General features: G+C 38.1%; 18 protein-coding genes. 14 read left to right on the top strand and 4 right to left on the bottom strand.

Annotation, left to right across the window (positions count from 1 at the left end):
- Positions 1-496 precede the first annotated feature (496 nt).
- The 5 genes from NST76_RS19105 to NST76_RS19085 all read left to right on the top strand — a co-directional run bounded on the left by NST76_RS19105 (position 497) and on the right by NST76_RS19085 (position 5,643).
- Complete coding sequence (locus NST76_RS19105) at positions 497-1,843, top strand: cytochrome ubiquinol oxidase subunit I (RefSeq protein ID WP_101966913.1); 1,347 nt, start codon at positions 497-499, stop codon at positions 1,841-1,843.
- Entirely contained in the window at positions 1,840-2,865 is a 1,026-nt protein-coding gene (locus tag NST76_RS19100) for a cytochrome d ubiquinol oxidase subunit II (RefSeq protein WP_036123446.1), read from the top strand. Before NST76_RS19105 ends, NST76_RS19100 begins: the two co-directional genes overlap by 4 nt.
- 14 nt (positions 2,866-2,879) lie before the next feature.
- Complete coding sequence (locus NST76_RS19095) at positions 2,880-3,002, top strand: hypothetical protein (protein WP_004225690.1); 123 nt, start codon at positions 2,880-2,882, stop codon at positions 3,000-3,002.
- A 109-nt stretch (positions 3,003-3,111) separates the two neighbouring features.
- Positions 3,112-4,479, top strand: a complete 1,368-nt coding sequence (rlmD, locus tag NST76_RS19090) for a 23S rRNA (uracil(1939)-C(5))-methyltransferase RlmD (protein ID WP_340812716.1) — start codon at positions 3,112-3,114, stop codon at positions 4,477-4,479.
- A gap of 195 nt (positions 4,480-4,674) precedes the next feature.
- A complete protein-coding gene (locus NST76_RS19085) occupies positions 4,675-5,643 on the top strand; it encodes a tRNA-dihydrouridine synthase (RefSeq protein ID WP_101966914.1) in 969 nt (322 codons plus the stop codon).
- A 148-nt stretch (positions 5,644-5,791) separates the two neighbouring features.
- On the opposite strand, the gene NST76_RS19080 is transcribed toward NST76_RS19085, so the two are convergent.
- The gene (locus NST76_RS19080; protein ID WP_342544333.1) at positions 5,792-5,971 is read right to left on the bottom strand and encodes a hypothetical protein; all 180 of its coding nucleotides are present in this window, start codon (positions 5,969-5,971) and stop codon (positions 5,792-5,794) included.
- A gap of 332 nt (positions 5,972-6,303) precedes the next feature.
- Between NST76_RS19080 and NST76_RS19075 the strand changes: the two genes are divergently transcribed.
- The 4 genes from NST76_RS19075 (at position 6,304) to glpK (ending at position 11,054) form a co-directional block, all read left to right on the top strand.
- On the top strand, positions 6,304-7,947 hold the full coding sequence (locus NST76_RS19075) for a glycerol-3-phosphate dehydrogenase/oxidase (RefSeq protein ID WP_141905457.1): 1,644 nt from the start codon (positions 6,304-6,306) through the stop codon (positions 7,945-7,947).
- A 67-nt stretch (positions 7,948-8,014) separates the two neighbouring features.
- On the top strand, positions 8,015-8,572 hold the full coding sequence (locus NST76_RS19070; protein ID WP_330493937.1) for a glycerol-3-phosphate responsive antiterminator: 558 nt from the start codon (positions 8,015-8,017) through the stop codon (positions 8,570-8,572).
- A gap of 162 nt (positions 8,573-8,734) precedes the next feature.
- Positions 8,735-9,538 carry an MIP/aquaporin family protein gene (locus NST76_RS19065; RefSeq protein WP_342544330.1) on the top strand — a complete coding sequence of 268 codons (804 nt, stop codon included), beginning with the start codon at positions 8,735-8,737 and terminating at the stop codon, positions 9,536-9,538.
- A 19-nt stretch (positions 9,539-9,557) separates the two neighbouring features.
- Entirely contained in the window at positions 9,558-11,054 is a 1,497-nt protein-coding gene (gene glpK, locus NST76_RS19060; protein WP_058844190.1) for a glycerol kinase GlpK, read from the top strand.
- A 73-nt stretch (positions 11,055-11,127) separates the two neighbouring features.
- On the opposite strand, the gene NST76_RS19055 is transcribed toward glpK, so the two are convergent.
- Complete coding sequence (locus NST76_RS19055) at positions 11,128-11,283, bottom strand: hypothetical protein (protein WP_157492969.1); 156 nt, start codon at positions 11,281-11,283, stop codon at positions 11,128-11,130.
- Positions 11,284-11,463: 180 nt separating this feature from the next.
- Here NST76_RS19055 and NST76_RS19050 point away from each other — a divergent pair, with 180 nt between their 5' ends.
- Both NST76_RS19050 and NST76_RS19045 read left to right on the top strand, forming a co-directional pair.
- Positions 11,464-12,825, top strand: a complete 1,362-nt coding sequence (locus NST76_RS19050) for a trypsin-like peptidase domain-containing protein (RefSeq protein ID WP_342544329.1) — start codon at positions 11,464-11,466, stop codon at positions 12,823-12,825.
- A 302-nt stretch (positions 12,826-13,127) separates the two neighbouring features.
- Positions 13,128-14,324, top strand: a complete 1,197-nt coding sequence (locus tag NST76_RS19045) for an MFS transporter (protein WP_141905453.1) — start codon at positions 13,128-13,130, stop codon at positions 14,322-14,324.
- A gap of 74 nt (positions 14,325-14,398) precedes the next feature.
- Here the strand turns inward: NST76_RS19045 and NST76_RS19040 are convergent, their stop codons facing one another.
- Positions 14,399-14,602 (bottom strand): alpha/beta-type small acid-soluble spore protein, encoded by a 204-nt coding sequence (locus NST76_RS19040; protein WP_004225662.1) that lies wholly within the window; start codon positions 14,600-14,602, stop codon positions 14,399-14,401.
- 186 nt (positions 14,603-14,788) lie between these two features.
- Here NST76_RS19040 and NST76_RS19035 point away from each other — a divergent pair, with 186 nt between their 5' ends.
- The 3 genes from NST76_RS19035 to NST76_RS19025 all read left to right on the top strand — a co-directional run bounded on the left by NST76_RS19035 (position 14,789) and on the right by NST76_RS19025 (position 16,806).
- A complete protein-coding gene (locus tag NST76_RS19035; protein ID WP_342504411.1) occupies positions 14,789-15,283 on the top strand; it encodes a DUF1456 family protein in 495 nt (164 codons plus the stop codon).
- 141 nt (positions 15,284-15,424) lie between these two features.
- Complete coding sequence (locus tag NST76_RS19030; RefSeq protein ID WP_036123412.1) at positions 15,425-15,619, top strand: hypothetical protein; 195 nt, start codon at positions 15,425-15,427, stop codon at positions 15,617-15,619.
- A 512-nt stretch (positions 15,620-16,131) separates the two neighbouring features.
- A complete protein-coding gene (locus NST76_RS19025) occupies positions 16,132-16,806 on the top strand; it encodes a hypothetical protein (RefSeq protein WP_342544328.1) in 675 nt (224 codons plus the stop codon).
- Positions 16,807-16,862: 56 nt separating this feature from the next.
- Here the strand turns inward: NST76_RS19025 and NST76_RS19020 are convergent, their stop codons facing one another.
- The gene (locus tag NST76_RS19020; RefSeq protein ID WP_342544327.1) at positions 16,863-18,557 is read right to left on the bottom strand and encodes a methyl-accepting chemotaxis protein; all 1,695 of its coding nucleotides are present in this window, start codon (positions 18,555-18,557) and stop codon (positions 16,863-16,865) included.
- Between the last annotated feature and the right edge of the window lie 87 nt (positions 18,558-18,644).

Raw genomic sequence — 18,644 nt, 5'->3', positions numbered from 1 at the left:
CGTACTTATAAAAGAAAGGGATCTGCATATTAGGAAGTCCCCTAAAGAGAAAAGCTTCACCACTCCCAAAAATATCTACCCCCCACACTCCCAAAGTTAACCTTCCCAATAGAAGCCGAAAACCAGAACTGTGCCACATAAGAATCTCTGAAAACCTACTTAATCCGATTGCTTCCTTTATTAAATTGGAATGGACTAAATTATACAATTTCATCTTTAGAACTTAGATTGTGAATGAATTTAGAAAAATGTTTGGCAAATGTGCGTATATTAGTTGAACAAAATTTGAAACCTTAATAATAGCCTGAAATTTCGGTCCGTTATTAAGGTTTTATTCGTTGTAATAGTGGAAAATGGGGGTATGGATAAGGGAAAGGAAGTGTTGCCTTTGTATAAGTCACAAGAAAAGAAACTTATATGGATAAGTTTTGGTGTTGCAATTATTATGCTACTTTCCATTCTTGGAAGAATATTTGGAAGTTAGGGGGGCAATGAGATGATTAATGAATCAGCAGTCTTTTGGAGTCGAGCATTAACGGAGTTAACATTATCGTTCCATATTATTTATGCAACGATTGGTGTAGGTGTCCCGTTGATGATTATGATTGCTCAATGGACTGGGTATAAAAAGAATGATGAGCATTATATCTTAATGGCGAGACGTTGGGCGCGTGGTTTTGTTATTACTGTGGCCGTAGGTGTTGTAACAGGAACTGCCATTGGCTTACAGCTTTCATTATTGTGGCCTAACTTTATGCAACTTGCTGGTCAAACGATTGCATTACCATTGTTTATGGAAACGTTTGCATTTTTCTTTGAAGCTATATTTTTAGGGATCTATTTATATACATGGGACCGCTTTGATAGTCAGAAAAAACATATGCTACTATTAATTCCTGTCGCTGTTGGAGCGTCGATGTCAGCGGTCTTCATTACAATTGTTAATGCTTTTATGAATGCACCACAAGGATTTGATATTGTAGACGGAGAACTTGTCAATATTCAACCTTTTTTAGCGATGTTTAACCCAGCCATGCCGACAAAGGTAGCGCATGTACTTGTGACAGCGTATATGACATCAGCATTTGTACTAGCAGCTATTGCGGGATACAGAATGTTAAAAGGCTCTAAGCATGTATACCATAAAAAATCCTTGCTTTTACTTATGAAAATTGGCTTAATTTTCTCCATAGCTGCTGCTGTAATTGGAGATTTTTCAGGAAAATACTTAGCTGAATATCAACCCGAAAAACTAGCCGCTGCAGAATGGCATTTTGAAACAGAGGGTAAAGCATCGCTTGTATTATTTGGTGTATTAGATGGAGAAGAAGTAAAATACGCCATTAAAATTCCGTATGCTTTGAGCATTCTTGCACATTTTAATCCTAACGCAGAGGTAATTGGCTTAGATCAATTTGCGGAGGAGGATTTACCACCACTCTATATTCATTATCTCTTTGATATTATGGTGTCCATTGGTATGTTTATGGTGCTAGTTTCATTACTTTATGTTGTAGGGAAAGCACGGGGCTGGCAATTTATTCATTCGCGATGGTATAGATGGATTATTGTTGCGGGAGGACCTCTGTCAATCATTGCCATCGAAGCAGGTTGGTGGCTTGCGGAAGTTGGACGTCAACCATGGATACTGTATGGTCTAATGCGCACACCGGAGGGAGCTACTACGAGTGACCATGTGGATTTAATGATGCTATTGTTCGCAGGTGTTTATGCAGTTTTAGCAGTAGGAAGTATTGTCGTCTTGGTTCGAATGTTTAAAAAGAATCCAATCGAGCGTGAAATTGAAGATCGCCACTCTGAAAAAGGCGGTGACATCCTATGACGTTAGAGGTATTAGGTATTTCCGTATTATGGATTTTTCTATTTGGCTATGTCATTGTCGCATCCATTGATTTTGGTGCAGGCTTCTTCAACGCTTATAGCCTACTAATTGGTAAAAATCATATTTTAACAAATATTATCAAACGTTATTTATCGCCTGTCTGGGAAGTAACCAATGTCTTTTTAGTATTCTTCTTCGTAGGGATCGTTGGATTTTTCCCACAAACTGCTTTTTATTACGGAACGATTTTACTTGTGCCAGTCAGTATTTCGCTTGTACTGTTAGCAATTCGTGGCTCCTACTATGCCTTTGAATCGTACGGCACGCGAGGACATATAGGGTATACGCTGACATACGGTGTGGCAGGTTTATTAATTCCCGCTTCCTTATCTGTTGTTTTTGCCATTGCTGGTGGAGGCTATGTTGATCTGATTGATGGGCAACCTGTGCTAAACTACTGGACTTTATATACAAGTCCATTTGCTTGGAGCATTGTGGTACTGAGCATCGCTGCTGTGCTGTATATTTCAGCCGTATTTTTAACGTGGTATGCTCATAAAGCAAATGACGTAGAAGCGACTAAACTGATGCGAAAATATGCACTTGTTTGGGCAGCACCGTTAATGATTAGTGCACTGGGCATTATGTATGAAATGAAATCCATTAACCCAGAAAGTTATAGTCACATGGTGAATTTATGGTGGATGTTTGCGATTTCAGCTGTCTTATTTATTATTACAGTCATGCTCATTGCCATGCGTAAAAAGTACGGACTTGCAGTTGGGCTTCTTATTGCTCAATTTGCTGTAGCCTTCTTTGCATATGGGATAGCACAATATCCATACTTACTGTATCCGTATTTAACAATTTATGATAGTTTTACAAGCACACAAATGGCGGTTGCTTTAGTCATCGCATTTATTTTAGGGCTGTGCCTTCTTCTTCCTTCACTCTATTTATTGATGAAACTATTCTTGTTCAATAAAAACTATGTGACAGGAAAAGAAGACAATCACGCATAGGAGGAAATCAAGGTATGCAAAGTTTCTTAATTTTTTATGCACCTTTTATTGTCGTCATTCTTGGGATCTTGTGTGCATTTTGGTGGGCACCAAGGGATTATCATATTACAAAAGAGCAAGAAAAGAGTCGCGAATAGCGGCTCTTTTTTCAAGTTAGTGAGGAGAACAATATAACGGGCAAGTCTTGTTCTTTTTTCATTCGCCAACACATGCTACAATAAGGAGATTGAAATGGAGGATGTACGAATGTCAGCACCCGTGAAAAAAAATGATCGACTTTCAGTTTATATAGAAGATTTAACACATGATGGCAATGGCGTCGCAAAGGTTGATGGCTACCCACTATTTATACAAGGCGCACTTCCGAACGAAACAGCTGAAATACATGTGATGAAAACCTTGAAAAATTATGGCTTTGCAAAAGTTGTAGATATTATTAAGCCATCTTCAGATCGAGTAGTAGCACCCTGTGATTATTTCAAGCAATGTGGCGGCTGTCAACTACAGCATTTATCCTATGAGGGGCAGTTAAAGTGGAAAGAAAATATGGTGCGCAATGTGATGCAGCGCATTGGTAAAATTAATGCACCTGTTCTTCCTGTAAAAGGAATGGAAGAGCCTTGGCATTACCGTAATAAAGCGCAAATCCCCTTCTCTGTAAATGAAGAAGGACAAGCGATTGCAGGTTTTTATAAAACAAAAACGCATAGCATTGTAGATATGGATCGTTGCTTAATTCAAACAGGAGAAGCGGACGCCATTCTTGCAGGCTTGAAAAAGGAATTAACGGCGATAGGAATTCGCCCTTACAATGAGCATACACACGAAGGAATGCTGCGACACGTTGTCATTCGTAAAGCACGAGCAACAGGTGAGGTCATGGTTGTCCTTGTAACAAAAAAGAAAAAGTTCCCACAAAAAGAGGCAGCCGTTGCAGTGATTCAAAGATTAGTTCCGAACGTTACGTCGATTATGCAAAATGTGAATAATGAAAAAACCAATGTGATTTTTGGTGATGATACCATCAATCTTTGGGGCAAGGACATCATTATTGATACAATTGGCAATGTACGTTTTGAGATTTCAGCTCGTTCCTTCTATCAAGTCAACCCAGAGCAAACAGAGGTCCTCTATAAACAAGCATTGGATTATGCTGACTTGCAGGGGGATGAACGCGTCATTGATGCGTATTGTGGCATTGGTACCATCTCTTTATTCCTGGCACAAAAAGCAAAGGCAGTCATGGGCGTGGAGATTGTCCCACAAGCAATTGAAGATGCTAAACGCAACGCAGTACTCAATGGTTTTACCAATACTTATTTTGAGGCTGGCCCAGCAGAGGAAGTTATACCGAGATGGTATAAGGAGGGCAAGGAAGCAGACGTACTAGTAGTCGATCCACCACGCAAAGGCTGCGACGAAGCACTTCTAACTACCATTTTAGAGCAACAACCAAAGCGAGTGGTCTATGTCTCCTGCAACCCAGCTACACTAGCACGCGACCTTCGTATTTTGGAGGATGGCGGCTATCAAACACAGGAAATTCAGCCAGTAGACATGTTCCCGCATTCGACGCATTGTGAAGCAGTTGCTTGGCTAACGTTAGTAGAGTAGAAAAGCAGATGGTGTAGAGAAATCTATACTATCTGCTTTCTATTTAGACAATTACCATTTAAGAACGATTTTCGATATAATAAACGTGACTGATTTTCAAAAAGTTATTGGGCATGATATAAATGTAAAATTGAGCTTTATATTTTGGACTGAAAGTATAGAGTTTTATTCATAGTGAGAGGATTTGGGTTTAACATGATAGATAATTTTTGGCGTGATTTACCACGACCATTTTTTGTGCTGGCACCAATGGAAGATGTGACAGATGTTGTTTTTCGACATGTAGTAAATGAAGCGGGTCGGCCGGATGTATTTTTTACAGAGTTTACAAATTCGGATAGCTATTGTCATCCAGAGGGACAGAAAAGTGTACGTGGCCGTTTGACTTTTACAGAAGATGAGCAGCCAATGGTGGCACATATTTGGGGGGATAATCCCGACTATTTCCGTCAAATGAGTATTGGTATGGCAGAGCTCGGTTTTAAAGGCATTGATATTAATATGGGTTGCCCTGTACCGAATGTGGCATCAAGAGGAAAAGGGAGTGGCCTTATTCTCCGTCCAGATGTCGCGGCAGAATTGATTCAAGCAGCAAAAGCGGGTGGATTGCCTGTCAGTGTGAAAACCCGTCTTGGCTACAAGGAGATAAATGAGTGGGAGGAGTGGCTAACACATATTTTACAACAAGATATAGCGAACCTTTCGATTCATCTACGAACAAGAAAGGAAATGAGCTTAGTAGATGCGCATTGGGAGCTTATTCCGGAAATCAAAAAATTACGTGACCGTATTGCACCAAATACGCTACTAACAATCAATGGAGATATTCCTGACCGTCAAACGGGACTGCAGCTAGCTGAACAATATGGTATTGATGGCGTGATGATTGGGCGAGGTATTTTTAAAAATCCGTTTGCTTTTGAAAAAGAGCCAAAAGAGCATAGCAGTAAAGAGTATCTTGATCTTTTAAGACTGCAGCTCGATCTGCAAGATCAATATGCGGAAGTACTACCACGTTCCATCACAGGGCTTCACCGCTTTTTCAAAATTTATGTCAAAGGATTCCGTGGAGCTGGTGAATTAAGAAGCCAATTGATGAACACGAAATCAACAGATGAAGTGCGTGCATTGTTAGATAACTTTGAAGCAAATAATATGGAGTGACCTGTTAGCTGGTAAGAATGGAGCATAATTCATAAAAAGCAAGGGCAGGAGTAAGCAATATCCACTCCTTACTCTTGCTTTTTTTCTGGTATAAAGGCTACAAATGAATCTTCCTATTTATTTTAACCTTTATAAGCAAACAGCATTTTTAGACAAAATCAAATATATCACCAATCAATCTCCCTATGCCTCTAAGTAACCAGAAAAGGACTCTAAAAGGCAAGAGAATGAGTTCAGGTATCCAAACGAGTATATCAAAAATGAAATCTAAAAATGTATAACCGCTGTGGTACTTCTTGCCTTTTCTTCTTTGCCACCAATCCTTCATAAATTCTCAATCCTTTTTAACCGTTACAATTTTTTAATATATTTACGATCAAATGTTTATTAAGTTTCAAATGAACAGTAGAGGCTATCATCTTTTGCTAAAAAACGTTTTTGTTTAGGCATGTGTAGCTACTTTCGTAGCGCATATTTCTTCACATAACAGTATACTGCTAAAACATAAACTTGCCTTTTTCGAATGTGCATATTACAATAAAAAGTAAGTTAATAGCAGGTTTGAGTAACTGAGAGACCATTGAAAACGTATGTACCTAGCGTACATATGCTTTTGATGGTCTTTTTTTATCTTTAAAATGATGAGGGAGGAAATAAAATATGAGTACAGCTTCTGCGATACAACGACAACAAACAATGGAGGAACTACAAGGCAGGGAGTATGATTTATTAGTAATTGGTGGGGGCATTACAGGATGTGGTATTGCACTAGATGCTATTGCTCGCGGTCTTTCTGTAGCATTAGTGGAAATGCAGGATTTTGCAGCAGGTACCTCTAGCCGTTCGACAAAATTAGTACATGGTGGTTTACGCTATTTAAAGCAATTTGAAATAAAAGAGGTAGCAGAGTTAGGAAAGGAACGTGCCATTGTTTATGAAAATGGTCCACATGTGACAACACCTGTTTGGATGCTGTTACCTTTTCATAAGGGCGGGACATTTGGAAAATACTCTACAAATCTTGGCTTGCGTGTCTATGATTTTTTAGCAGGAGTCAGACGTGCTGAGCGTCGTTATATGTTAAATGCAGTTGAAACCGTTGAGAAGGAGCCATTAGTGAAAACAAAGGGATTGCTTGGCGGTGGTATGTATGTGGAATACCGTACGGATGATGCTCGTTTAACGATTGAGGTAGCGAAGGCAGCGATTGAAAAAGGTGCAACATTAATTAATTATATGAAAGCCGAAAACTTCTTATATAATGAACAGCGAAAAATCAATGGCATTGTAGCAAAGGATTTAATAACAGACCGTACAATCGATATTCGTGCAAAGGCAGTGGTTAATGCTGCTGGTCCATGGGTGGATGATGTGCGCACAATTGAAGGGAAGCAGGCAGGTAAGCATTTAATTTTATCAAAAGGTGTGCATATTGTTTTTGATGAATCAAAGTTCCCATTAAAACAAGCTGTTTATTTTGATACACCTGATGGTCGCATGGTATTTGCCATTCCTCGTCAGGGTAAGACCTATGTAGGAACAACAGATACATTTTATGAGGGCGATGCTCGTAATATGGATATTTATCAAGAGGATCGCGATTATATAATGAACGCGATTCGTTATATGTTCCCAAATGTAAAGGTGACAGATGCGGATATTGAATCAAGCTGGGCAGGTGTGCGTCCGTTGATTCATGAGGACGGAAAAAATCCGTCTGAAATTTCTCGTAAGGATGAAGTGTGGGTATCACCATCAGGACTTGTAACAATTGCAGGTGGGAAATTAACAGGCTACCGTAAAATGGCTGAAACGGTATTAAATACGATTGCACAGGAACTAGAGCAACAATTTGGCATTCAATCTTCTCCATGTACAACAAAGAAAATACCAATTTCTGGTGGTGATATTGGCGGTTCAAAGAAATTATATGCCTTCTTACATGACCATACAAGATTAGGCAAAAAATTAGGCTTATCCGAAGAAGAGGCTAAATTTTTAACACAGCATTATGGTAGCAATGTAGATATTGTCTTTAACTATGTTAAGGAAGGACATCCAGTTTTACCATCATGGCTGTATGCACAATTAATGTATGGTATTCATCATGAAATGGTCGTTCATCCGAATGACTTTATGGTTCGCCGTACAGGATATATGTTCTTCCAAATGGCCATTGTTAAACAATATAAAGAGGCTATTTTAGATGAAATGGCTAAGCAACTCAACTGGACAGCACAGCAACGTACACAATATGAAGAAGATGTTAAGAAAGAAATAAAACGAGCGACAACTGCGCTATAATGAGGTAGTTACTCTCATAATATAAGGTGAGCATTTACCCTGTATTATAAGGGAAGGAGAGAATGGTATGCATTTTGATAATCAACAGGTAATTCCTGCAGCGCGTACTGTTAAGCAGTTTGACGAAATAATAGCAAGTCCATTCAATTATATTGTCCTCTTGGAGGTGCATATTAGCTTATTGATGTCTTTAAAGCGTGAGGCACATCGGCATGGAAAAAAATTAATTATTCATGCTGATTTAATTCATGGCTTAAAAACGGATAATTTTGCAGCGGACTTTTTATGTAATGATGTTCGTCCCGCTGGTATTATTTCAACTCGTTCCAATATGCTAATGAAAGCCAAAGCTCGTGGAATTATGGCTATTCAACGTGTGTTTTTGATTGATACGATTGCTCTTGAAAAAAGTTATTCGATGATTGAAACAGCACAGCCTGATTATATTGAACTATTACCAGGCATTATTCCGTCTATGATTCAAGAAATCTATGAGCGGACACAAATCCCTGTTATTACAGGTGGCTTAGTGCGTACAGTGGACAATATTGAAGAAGCGTTAACTGGGGGCGCTATCGCCGTTACAACATCTAATAAGAAATTATGGGAAAATTTCAATAAATAGTTGACTCTGTATGTTTTTTTCTCTAAAATGAACTTAAGTTCATAAGCGCGTGGTTAGGAAAAGGAACCCACATTTGTTCATCTACATGTTTTAATGTAGTTTGATTAAATGTGGGTTCCTTTTTGTTTTCCGTGGGCTATTATCACAAAGGGGGACTTCACTATGTCTACGTTTACAGCTGAGATGGTCGGCACAATGATTCTTATTTTATTTGGTGGCGGCGTTGTAGCTGGTACTGTGCTAAACAAATCGAAAGGCTTTGGTGGTGGATGGATTGTTATTACCTTTGCTTGGGGACTTGCTGTTGCAATGGCAGCCTATGCAGTAGGGGGAATTAGCGGTGCTCATCTAAATCCTGCACTAACCATTGCTCTTGCCACGATTGGCAATTTCCCATGGGGAGATGTACCAGCTTATATTGCAGCACAAATGATTGGTGCATTTTTAGGAGCAACGCTTGTTTACTTTATGTATTTACCACATTGGCAGGCAACAGCAGATGCAGATACAAAATTAGCGCCATTTTCCACAATGCCAGCTATTAAGCATCCTTTATCAAATCTACTATCTGAAATGATAGGAACATTTATTTTAGTATTAGGCATTTTAGCGTTAGGTACAAATACGATTACAGATGGTTTAAATCCATTTTTAGTTGGTCTGTTAATTATTGTGATTGGGATGGCTTTAGGTGGCCCAACAGGCTATGCAATTAACCCTGCCCGCGATTTGGGTCCACGTATTGCCCATTTTATTTTGCCGATTTCAGGAAAAGGTGATTCTGGTTGGGGATATGCATGGATACCAGTTGTAGGTCCAATTATTGGTGGTACATTTGGTGCATTGTTTTTCCAACAAATATTTGAAGGGAAAAATAGTATAGCATTTTGGATTGTTGCAGTGATTGTTGTTACTATTTTCATAGGGGCACAATTAACTGTCAAGAATGTTCAAGTTGAAGACTAATTTATTTGGAGGGATTTCTATGTCAGAAAAAAAATATATTTTAGCGTTAGACCAAGGTACAACAAGTTCAAGAGCTATTCTATTTGATGAAAAGGGTAAAATTGTACACACTGCCCAACAAGAATTCCAACAACATTTTCCACAAGCAGGCTGGGTAGAGCATCATGCAGAGGAAATTTGGTCATCTATCCTATCTTGTATTGCAACCGTGTTATCAGAAAAAGGTGTGGATTCAAGCCAAATTGCAGGGATTGGGATTACAAACCAACGCGAAACAACCGTAGTGTGGGATAAACATACTGGCAAACCTGTTTATAACGCAATTGTTTGGCAATCACGTCAAACGAATGAAATTTGTGAGCAGTTAAAGGAAAGCGGTTACAATGATTTATTCCGTGATAAAACAGGCTTATTAATCGATGCTTACTTCTCTGGCACAAAAGTGAAGTGGATTTTAGATCATGTTGAGGGAGCACGTGAAAAAGCTGAGGCAGGAGAATTGCTATTCGGTACAATTGATACATGGCTCATTTGGAAGTTATCGGGTGGGAAAGTACATGTAACAGATTATTCAAATGCTTCTCGTACATTGATGTATAATATCCATGAGTTACAGTGGGATGAAGAACTTTTAGAAATTTTAACTGTTCCTGCCTCTATGCTGCCAGAAGTACGTCCTTCTTCTGAAATTTATGGCTATACAGAGGAGGCTTTATTCTTTGGCTCTGCTGTCCCAATTGCGGGTGCTGCTGGTGACCAACAAGCAGCATTATTCGGTCAGGCATGTTTTGAAGAAGGAATGGTCAAGAACACATATGGCACAGGCTGCTTTATGTTAATGAACACAGGCGAAAAGGCAGTGAAGTCAAATAATGGATTATTGACAACATTAGCTTGGGGCTTAGATGGTAAAGTAACGTATGCTTTAGAGGGAAGTATTTTTGTAGCAGGCTCAGCAATTCAATGGCTACGTGATGGTTTGCGTATGTTCCGTAATGCGAGTGAATCAGAGCAATATGCGACGCGTGTGGAGTCAACAGATGGAGTTTATGTTGTCCCAGCATTTGTTGGTTTAGGCACACCGTATTGGGATTCTGATGTACGAGGAGCTGTCTTTGGCTTAACACGTGGGACATCGAAGGAACATTTTGTACGTGCGACACTAGAATCATTAGCTTATCAAACAAAGGATGTATTAGCAGCGATGGAAGCAGATGCTAATATTCCGTTAGCAAAATTGCGTGTAGATGGCGGAGCTGTGGCAAATAATTTCTTAATGCAATTCCAAGCAGATTTATTAAATGTCCCTGTTGATCGCCCAGTTATCAATGAAACAACAGCTTTAGGTGCTGCCTATTTAGCAGGCTTAGCAGTTGGCTATTGGCATTCAACAGAGGAGATCGGTAAGTATTGGAATTTAGATCGTCAATTTACACCAAATATGAGTGACGAGTATCGTGACAATATTTATGCAGGCTGGAAAAAGGCTGTTGCCGCAGCGCAAGTATTTAAGTAAGCAAACCATTTGAGAGGCTGGGGTATAACTAGCTTCAATTAATGAGAAATCCGAATTCGGATTTCTCTATTTTTTATGTTGTCTCCAGATAGCTCGTAACGAATGTCCAATGAGTCCTCAAATTTTCGATCATTTGAGCGAGGACTTTCAATGCTAATTCCTTTTCATTTTCTTCTGGTATGATTTCTTTTTCAAGCAGCTCTTCGTATAGCTGTTTTGCCATTTGCATTAGCTATTACTTCTGATAAGTATTTTTGTCTGTTTTTATTTAAGAAAGGTGAAGAAAACGTCCAATTCTTTATAGAGTTGGGCTTTTTTGTTCGTAAGGAATAGAGGATTTAGAGAGAAATCAGAGAATTGTATATAAGTACCATTATATGTAATGACGTTTTATAGGAGTTGTATGAAGATGGTTGTGACAACGAGACCGTTAAAAATTAAGTATAAAAAGTTAGCTAATCCTTTTCAGGAGTTTATGCAGATCAATCCTCACAATAATGCCCTTACGAAGGAAGTGGTCTTTCTACGTTATATTGGTATACCTGATTCTGTAGATCTTTATAAAGAAAATATTTTAAAAATGGATGAGTATTTCACAAAGCAAAGCGTATTTTATTTACGACTACATAGGCTTGAGGTCATCAATAATAAGAAAGATGCAGATAGACTGTCGGAGCTTTGGGGAGATTGGCAGGCTGCTGCTGATAGTATGCAGTTACTGTATGAGACATCTTTATGCGGTAAATTAGCGAATGATCAACTTGAATGGACAAAAAAGCTTAGCTTTAAAAAAATTCTCCATCTTTTTAAAGAACATCAGCCGCATGCTAATGACACGTTACTAAAAAACTTTGCAGTTAAATTTTTATATTGGATGGATTATTATTTACCACAAATTTTTTCTAAGGAAAATCAAGCATCCTTTAAAATTGTTTTTATAGGAGACATTACGCAGCATGAATCATTATTCTTATATTTTTTATCGACACTTGGCTGCGATATATGCTATATGAACCCTAAAGGGGATATCCCTAATTTGTATCCTATCATAGCAGCATCATCTACTTTGCAGAGTTGTCGTAATTGCTATGAAAAAGAATTCATAATCCCTAAAATGCTCTCGATGAAAAGCATACCACCACAACAACCGACGATTCTCCCAGCCCTTAGTACTAGTATGGTTACTACAGAAGAGTGTAGTTATGAACAGTTGGCTTCTTTAGCGACGTCTGTTGTGATGATAAAGACATTTGGTGCAGATGGTAAGGTGTTATGTTTTGGTTCTGGAGTTGTTCTCCATCGCGATGGCTATATTTTGACGAACTTGCATGTTGTAGGTGGTGGGAACTATTATTCAGTGCTATATGAAAATGATCCAAACGAGTATATTACCCATCAATTTGTGAAATATCATGACATGCATGATTTGGCTATTTTGAAGGTAGACAGAACAAGTCTACCTTTGCCCGTTAAAATAGAGGGTCAATTAGTTCGCGGGCAAAAAATTGTGGCGATTGGCAGTCCTTTAGGATTATTTAATTCGGTTTCTGATGGAATTGTTTCAGGCTTTCGAGATCTTCGAAAAATGTCTATGATTCAATTTACGGCTGCTATTTCCAATGGCAGTTCTGGTGGTGCTTTATTGGATATGCATGGACGATTGGTCGGTTTGATAACAGCAGGCTTTGATGATGGTCAGAATCTGAACTTAGCTGTACCAGCTCATTTGATTTATCAATTTGCCCAAAACTTTATTGAAGTATCAGGCTAATTTCCACTATTCAACCATTGCTTTTTCATTCGTAATCTTATAGAATGTAGAACGGTATAAATGAACGATATATAAATCCTTTAATACGGTCCAGAGAGGCTGAAAAGGGCTATGTGATATTTTTAAGCTAATATCTTTGCTTTGTCATGCCCTTTTGTCCTCTGTGACGGAAGGGCTTTTATTATTGTTCCATACTCCTCTTTTAAAGGAAGTCCCGTGAGGCTTCAAAAGAGAATGGACAAGACAGCTATAATCCATTCACTAAAAGAGATCGACAACTAGAAAATTGGAGGCTACAAAGAATGGATTATCGTAAAAAAACCGTGGTCGCTTCAGTGGCAGGGTTAACGCTAGAGGGAATGGACATTATGTTTATTTCTTTTGCTATGACAATGATTATTGCAGAATTTAATATTGATCTTGCAACTGGTGGATTGATTTCATCCATCACAAATATTGGAATGCTAATGGGTGGTATTATTTTTGGTGTGTTGGCCGACAAATATGGTCGCGTAAAAGTGTTTACGTATACCGTCATATTATTTGCCATCGGAACAGCCTTAACAGGCGTAGCAACAAGTATTGAGCAAGTTTATGTTTATAGATTTATCGCTGGCTTAGGAGCTGGTGGGGAATATGGTATTGGTATGGCACTTGTGGCGGAGGCTTGGCCGAAGAATAAACAAGGAAGAGCTTCTTCGTATGTAAGTGTAGGGGCACAGTATGGGGTGATCTTAGCGGCATTACTAAGTGCCATCATTTTACCAACTTTAGGATGGAGAGCTTTATTCTTCGTCGGTTTATTACCAGTCATTTTTGCCTTTATCGTACGTAAAAATCTTGATGAATCACCAGAATGGGTGGCGTCACAGAATAAACAAAACAATAAGCAAGAGAAAGGGAAACTGGCCCAGTTATTTGCTTCACCACGAATCACGATGACGACTCTTTCGCTGATTTTAATGGCTACTGTTCAAATCGCAGGCTATAATGGCCTCATGATCTGGCTACCATCTATGCTACAAAAATCGCAAGGATTATCAGTTTCCAGCTCAGCCTTGTGGACAATTAGTACCGCTGTCGGCATGATTATTGGAATGCTGACATTTGGTAGATTTATGGATCGTTTTGGTGCAAAGCGTACATTCGGTATCTTTTTATTAGCCTCAGCCTGTGCAGTATTCCTTTATTCCTTTGCAACAGGTGCAGTAGCCATATTATTAGGCGGTGCAGTTGTAGGATTTTTCTCTAACGGAATGTTTGCAGGGTATGGTGCATTAATTAGTAGCTTCTATCCAGTCCAAATTCGCAGTACAGCAACAAATACTATTTTTAACTTTGGTCGAGCAATAGGAGGATTTTCACCAATCTTTGTCGGCTATATTTTACAAAGTTATGATATGACAGTCGTTATGATTTACTTAGCAGCATTGTATTGCATTTCCTTTATCGTCATGCTGACACTTCAGGGAACAGGCAAGGGTTTGCAAACGGCTTAATCCTATACATCACGAAAGAACGAATTCCACTTCTTCAAATGGGATTCGTTCTTTTCTTATTAGTTTTTATTTAATTATAATAAACCTTTTGAACGTTTCTCAGCGATTTCAACAAGGCGTTTTGTAATTTCTCCTCCAACGGAACCATTTGCGCGAGAAGATGCTTCTGGCCCAAGCTGAACGCCAAATTCTTGTGCAATTTCATATTTCATTTGATTGACAGCTTCGTGTACGCCAGGTACTAGAAGCTTATTTGAACTACGGTTATTGTTAGCCATTGTTCTCACCTCCTTGAGCTTAGAATGGTTGCTTACCAACTTTTCATACATTTAAAAAGAAGGAAACGCACACGCTAAATGCTAATAACAACAACTTGTGGAAAGCCAGCAATAATCAGCAAACTCTCTGTTATAATTAAGCCTGGCTCTTTACTATAGAAGGTTGATTAAAGGAGGAACAACAGAATGACGAATAATGATATTTTAATTCGTTTACGCTATGCATTCGATATAAAAAATGTAGATATGGTGGAAATTTTTAAGCTAGGTGGTATGAACTATACGAAAGAAGAAGTATTAAATATGCTCATTAAGATTAATGATGAGGAAGAAGCACCAGAAACATACATTAGTTGTAATAATAAAATGTTGGAAGCTTTTTTAAATGGACTCATTACCTTTAAACGTGGGCCACAGAAGCCAAAGGAAGGACAGGCTGAGGGACCACTACCTGTGTCTGGAAAAGAAAGTCCGAACAATATGCTATTAAAGAAAGTGAAAATTGCCTTATCCTTAACAACTGAGGAGATGGTTGAAATTTTATATGATGGTGGAATTAAGGTGACAAAAGGTGAATTAGGTGCCATTTTAAGAAATCCAAGTCACCGTAATTATAAAGAGTGCGGTGATTCGTTCGTACGTAATTTTTTAAGGGGCTTAACATATAAATATAGAGGGTAACAGACAGATGTTTTAAATCATAAAGTACCATTTTTTTCTTTAAAATTCGTTGACAATTTGTGACGAAATTGTGTACAATAAATTTATCACAAATTGTTCACAAAAAAGATGAAAAATGTTCACAAACAAAGGGGTGCTTGTATGATTTATTTTGACATCTTATTAGTAGCTATTGCATGCGTTACAATGCCTTTTATTGTTGCAGTTATGCTAGATATTTTTTATGCAGAACGAAAAAAAGTTCGTTTTTCATTACGTCGTACTTCATTATGGTATATCGCTATGTTTGCACTATCGTTTATACCATCCGTTTTACTTGTCACACAAAACGTATAATGCAATCAAACACTTAGGGGTAAGTGGAATGAAATAGGCAGCTACAACTCGCATTGAGGTTGTAGCTGTTTTTTTATGTTGATATGACAAAATGATTTTATACCGAAATGGAAAGGTTCAATAAATGACATGGTGAATGAAAACTTCACAATGATATATTCTCAAGTAAATAAACACTAATTAAAGATGCATTCAATAGTCTAAAATACGCAGTATGATTATTGCTGGTATTATTGTTATTGGGATTAGCCGGATTCCGGGAATGTTAGGGGAAGCTTTCAAGTCAATTTATAACGGGTATCACGATTGTCGTGGTGAGCTTACTTGTACTACCATCACAACATGTCCTTGGTGCAAGCAGTAAAGAAAAATTAAACTATGGAGAGCACGAGGTCATTGAATTTCAATGGATTCGTGTTTTTTATTAGAATGAAAAGCTAGAGTCGAGAATAAAATTGCTAGTACATCAACCTATTTTTTCTAGCAATTATCTTGATAAAGGCGGGGTCTGAATGAAAAATATTTTCTTCATTTTATTAGGGATTGTCTATCTTTTTCTAGCAAATGCAATTGAATTAGCCATCATTAAGCCATTATTTTTTTTAATAGGACTTGCTTTAGTCAGTATTGGTAGCATTCGATATATAAAAGAACGTTATATTGCTGCACAAACTTTGGTACAAATGACGGAAGCTAGTGAAGAAGAGATAATGGCTATTCCTCATACCCAATGTACATTATCCAATGATGCTTTAAATGCTTTATTGTTAAATGAACAGACAAATACGCTTATTTTTGCACGAAGAGAATCGCTAGATGAAGAGTTGACAATAATAGAGATTCCATTTAACAAAATATATGAAGTGGCCATCATGGAAGACGAAGAGTTTATGATTAGAACAAAGAATCACCTTATGAGTGGGTCTTTACTTGGGGAAGCGGATGAAATAGAGGAAGTGGAGGTGGAGGAAGATACAATTTCACAGCTTTCTTTAAAATTAGTGGTGGATCATTTATCAGAGCCAATTCAAGAATATATGTTTATGGATAATGGTGAAGAGCCAATTTCAAAAGAGGAAGAGGACTACAAGGAAGCTATGGAGCTTTGTGAGAAATGGTTTCAAAAGATAAGCGTAATTATCAAACGTCATGAATTGGAAAGAATTCCGATCAATCATTGGCAATAATCGAAAAAGCTATCTCGAATTAGAAAAATTTGAGATAGCTTTTGTTGTGTAGTTCGTTAAATTTTAAATTGCTGTAGTTGGGTGTTTAGTTCTTCAGCCATTCCTGCGAGTTGATTTGCACTTCTAGCGATTTCATCCATTGTAGCGGCGGTTTCCTCTACAGTTGCTGTTGTTTGTTCAACACCGGCGGCGGATTCCTGTGAAATAGAAGCCATGTCATCTATAGAGACATTAATGGTTTCTGAATTTTGAGTAAGATGATGTAAATTAGTAGAAATGGTCGTAATATTCTCGATCATATCCTCTACTGCATTTGATATTTGATCAAATGTTTCGTTTGTTTGATCAAGCTGTGCGGTTCCTCTTTTAACTTCTTCATAGCCTGATTGTAGGGCAGAAGTGACATTGCCTGTCTCACCTTGAATACGATGGACGATTGTTGAAATATCCGTGACAGAGAATTGCACTTGTTCAGCGAGCTTGCGGACTTCATCTGCGACAACGGCAAAGCCTTTTCCGTGTTCACCTGCTCGTGCTGCTTCAATCGCTGCATTGAGTGCGAGTAAATTTGTTTGATTTGAAATCTCGTCTATAACTGACACAAGCTTGGAAATTTCGGCGGACTGTTCATTCAAACTTTCAACCTTTTTCACGGATTCTAGCATAATGTCATTAATCGCAGCCATTTGTTTAGTCGATTGAACCATTAAGCCTTTACCAGAAACCGTTAAATTTTGGACATGGCTAGAATGTTCTTTTAATTCAATGCCTTCTTGTGTTGTGTCGTGAATACTGCGCTTAAAGGCTGTCATTGTTTCTGCTAAATCACCCGTTGTGGACGCTTGTGTTTCTGTACCTGAAGCAAGCTCTTGCATGGTTACTGTAATTTGCTCTGTCCCTGCTTGTACTTCATTCGATGATTGAGCCAGCTCTTCACTACTTGCGGCCACTGTTTCTGAAACGCTGTAGATGGAATGAATCGTTTGTTTTAATTTATTGTTCATTTCATTAGCAGCAAGCATTAACGTGCCGATTTCATCTCGTGTTTTCACTGCTAATGGCTCCAGTTGCAAATTACCATCTGCTAATTCTTTCATACGATTCGCTACAACTTTAACCGGTCTGGAAATGGTACTAGCTGTAATAATAGCAATTAGAATACCAGCTATAGTTAAAATTAAACTGAAAGCAATCCCGATTGTTCGATTTTGAGAGCTTGTTGAAACAACATCATTACCAACGGACGTAATCGCATCGGCACGTTCATCCGCAAGTTCCTCATAACCATTGCGTACTTTGGTCACGAGGGCATGTGTATCCATTAAATTTTCTAAAGCTAACTCTTCATTGCCCTTTTCGTAGATATCAAACACCTCAGTGTTGACAAGATTACTCCAATCACGTGCTATTTCTACTAGCAGAGTACGTTCATCTGATGTTTCATATTCGTCTAGAATAGCATTGTTTTCCTCAGCCATTTGACGATATTCATTAAACGTTTCCTTATATTTTTCATCACCAGTCATTACATAGTTTAAAGCTGCTGATAGTCGCACACTCATAGATAATGCTAAATTTTTACTGGCATTTAAAACAACTAGATCTTCCTTTACTAAACCTTTTGCCTGTCTCTCCATATTTGTATTGGAATTGTAAGTATAGGTTGTAAAGCTCACTACTAAAACTAACAAAAAAATAAATGCACTTAAAATTCGAGCTTTAAGTGTTTTAAACTGTAAAATGCCTTTCATTTCCCCATCCCTTTACTATCTCATTGAGAATTTTATTCAATCATAATTATTATTTTATAACTATTTGTGTAGATTAATAAGGCTTTC

Source organism: Lysinibacillus sp. FSL W7-1291, assembly GCF_038593415.1.
GTDB classification, from domain to species: Bacteria; Bacillota; Bacilli; order Bacillales_A; family Planococcaceae; genus Lysinibacillus; species Lysinibacillus fusiformis_D.
The sequence above is the reverse complement of the archived record's forward strand: the minus strand, read 5'-3'. Positions and strand labels throughout refer to the sequence as shown.

Coding starts and splice junctions, on each gene's coding strand:
- NST76_RS19105 (WP_101966913.1), top strand. CDS start 497: ATGATTAATGAATCAGCAGTCTTTTGGAGTCGAGCATTAACGGAGTTA.
- NST76_RS19100 (WP_036123446.1), top strand. CDS start 1,840: ATGACGTTAGAGGTATTAGGTATTTCCGTATTATGGATTTTTCTATTT.
- NST76_RS19095 (WP_004225690.1), top strand. CDS start 2,880: ATGCAAAGTTTCTTAATTTTTTATGCACCTTTTATTGTCGTCATTCTT.
- rlmD (WP_340812716.1), top strand. CDS start 3,112: ATGTCAGCACCCGTGAAAAAAAATGATCGACTTTCAGTTTATATAGAA.
- NST76_RS19085 (WP_101966914.1), top strand. CDS start 4,675: ATGATAGATAATTTTTGGCGTGATTTACCACGACCATTTTTTGTGCTG.
- NST76_RS19080 (WP_342544333.1), bottom strand. CDS start 5,971: ATGAAGGATTGGTGGCAAAGAAGAAAAGGCAAGAAGTACCACAGCGGT.
- NST76_RS19075 (WP_141905457.1), top strand. CDS start 6,304: ATGAGTACAGCTTCTGCGATACAACGACAACAAACAATGGAGGAACTA.
- NST76_RS19070 (WP_330493937.1), top strand. CDS start 8,015: ATGCATTTTGATAATCAACAGGTAATTCCTGCAGCGCGTACTGTTAAG.
- NST76_RS19065 (WP_342544330.1), top strand. CDS start 8,735: ATGTCTACGTTTACAGCTGAGATGGTCGGCACAATGATTCTTATTTTA.
- glpK (WP_058844190.1), top strand. CDS start 9,558: ATGTCAGAAAAAAAATATATTTTAGCGTTAGACCAAGGTACAACAAGT.
- NST76_RS19055 (WP_157492969.1), bottom strand. CDS start 11,283: ATGCAAATGGCAAAACAGCTATACGAAGAGCTGCTTGAAAAAGAAATC.
- NST76_RS19050 (WP_342544329.1), top strand. CDS start 11,464: ATGGTTGTGACAACGAGACCGTTAAAAATTAAGTATAAAAAGTTAGCT.
- NST76_RS19045 (WP_141905453.1), top strand. CDS start 13,128: ATGGATTATCGTAAAAAAACCGTGGTCGCTTCAGTGGCAGGGTTAACG.
- NST76_RS19040 (WP_004225662.1), bottom strand. CDS start 14,602: ATGGCTAACAATAACCGTAGTTCAAATAAGCTTCTAGTACCTGGCGTA.
- NST76_RS19035 (WP_342504411.1), top strand. CDS start 14,789: ATGACGAATAATGATATTTTAATTCGTTTACGCTATGCATTCGATATA.
- NST76_RS19030 (WP_036123412.1), top strand. CDS start 15,425: ATGATTTATTTTGACATCTTATTAGTAGCTATTGCATGCGTTACAATG.
- NST76_RS19025 (WP_342544328.1), top strand. CDS start 16,132: ATGAAAAATATTTTCTTCATTTTATTAGGGATTGTCTATCTTTTTCTA.
- NST76_RS19020 (WP_342544327.1), bottom strand. CDS start 18,557: ATGAAAGGCATTTTACAGTTTAAAACACTTAAAGCTCGAATTTTAAGT.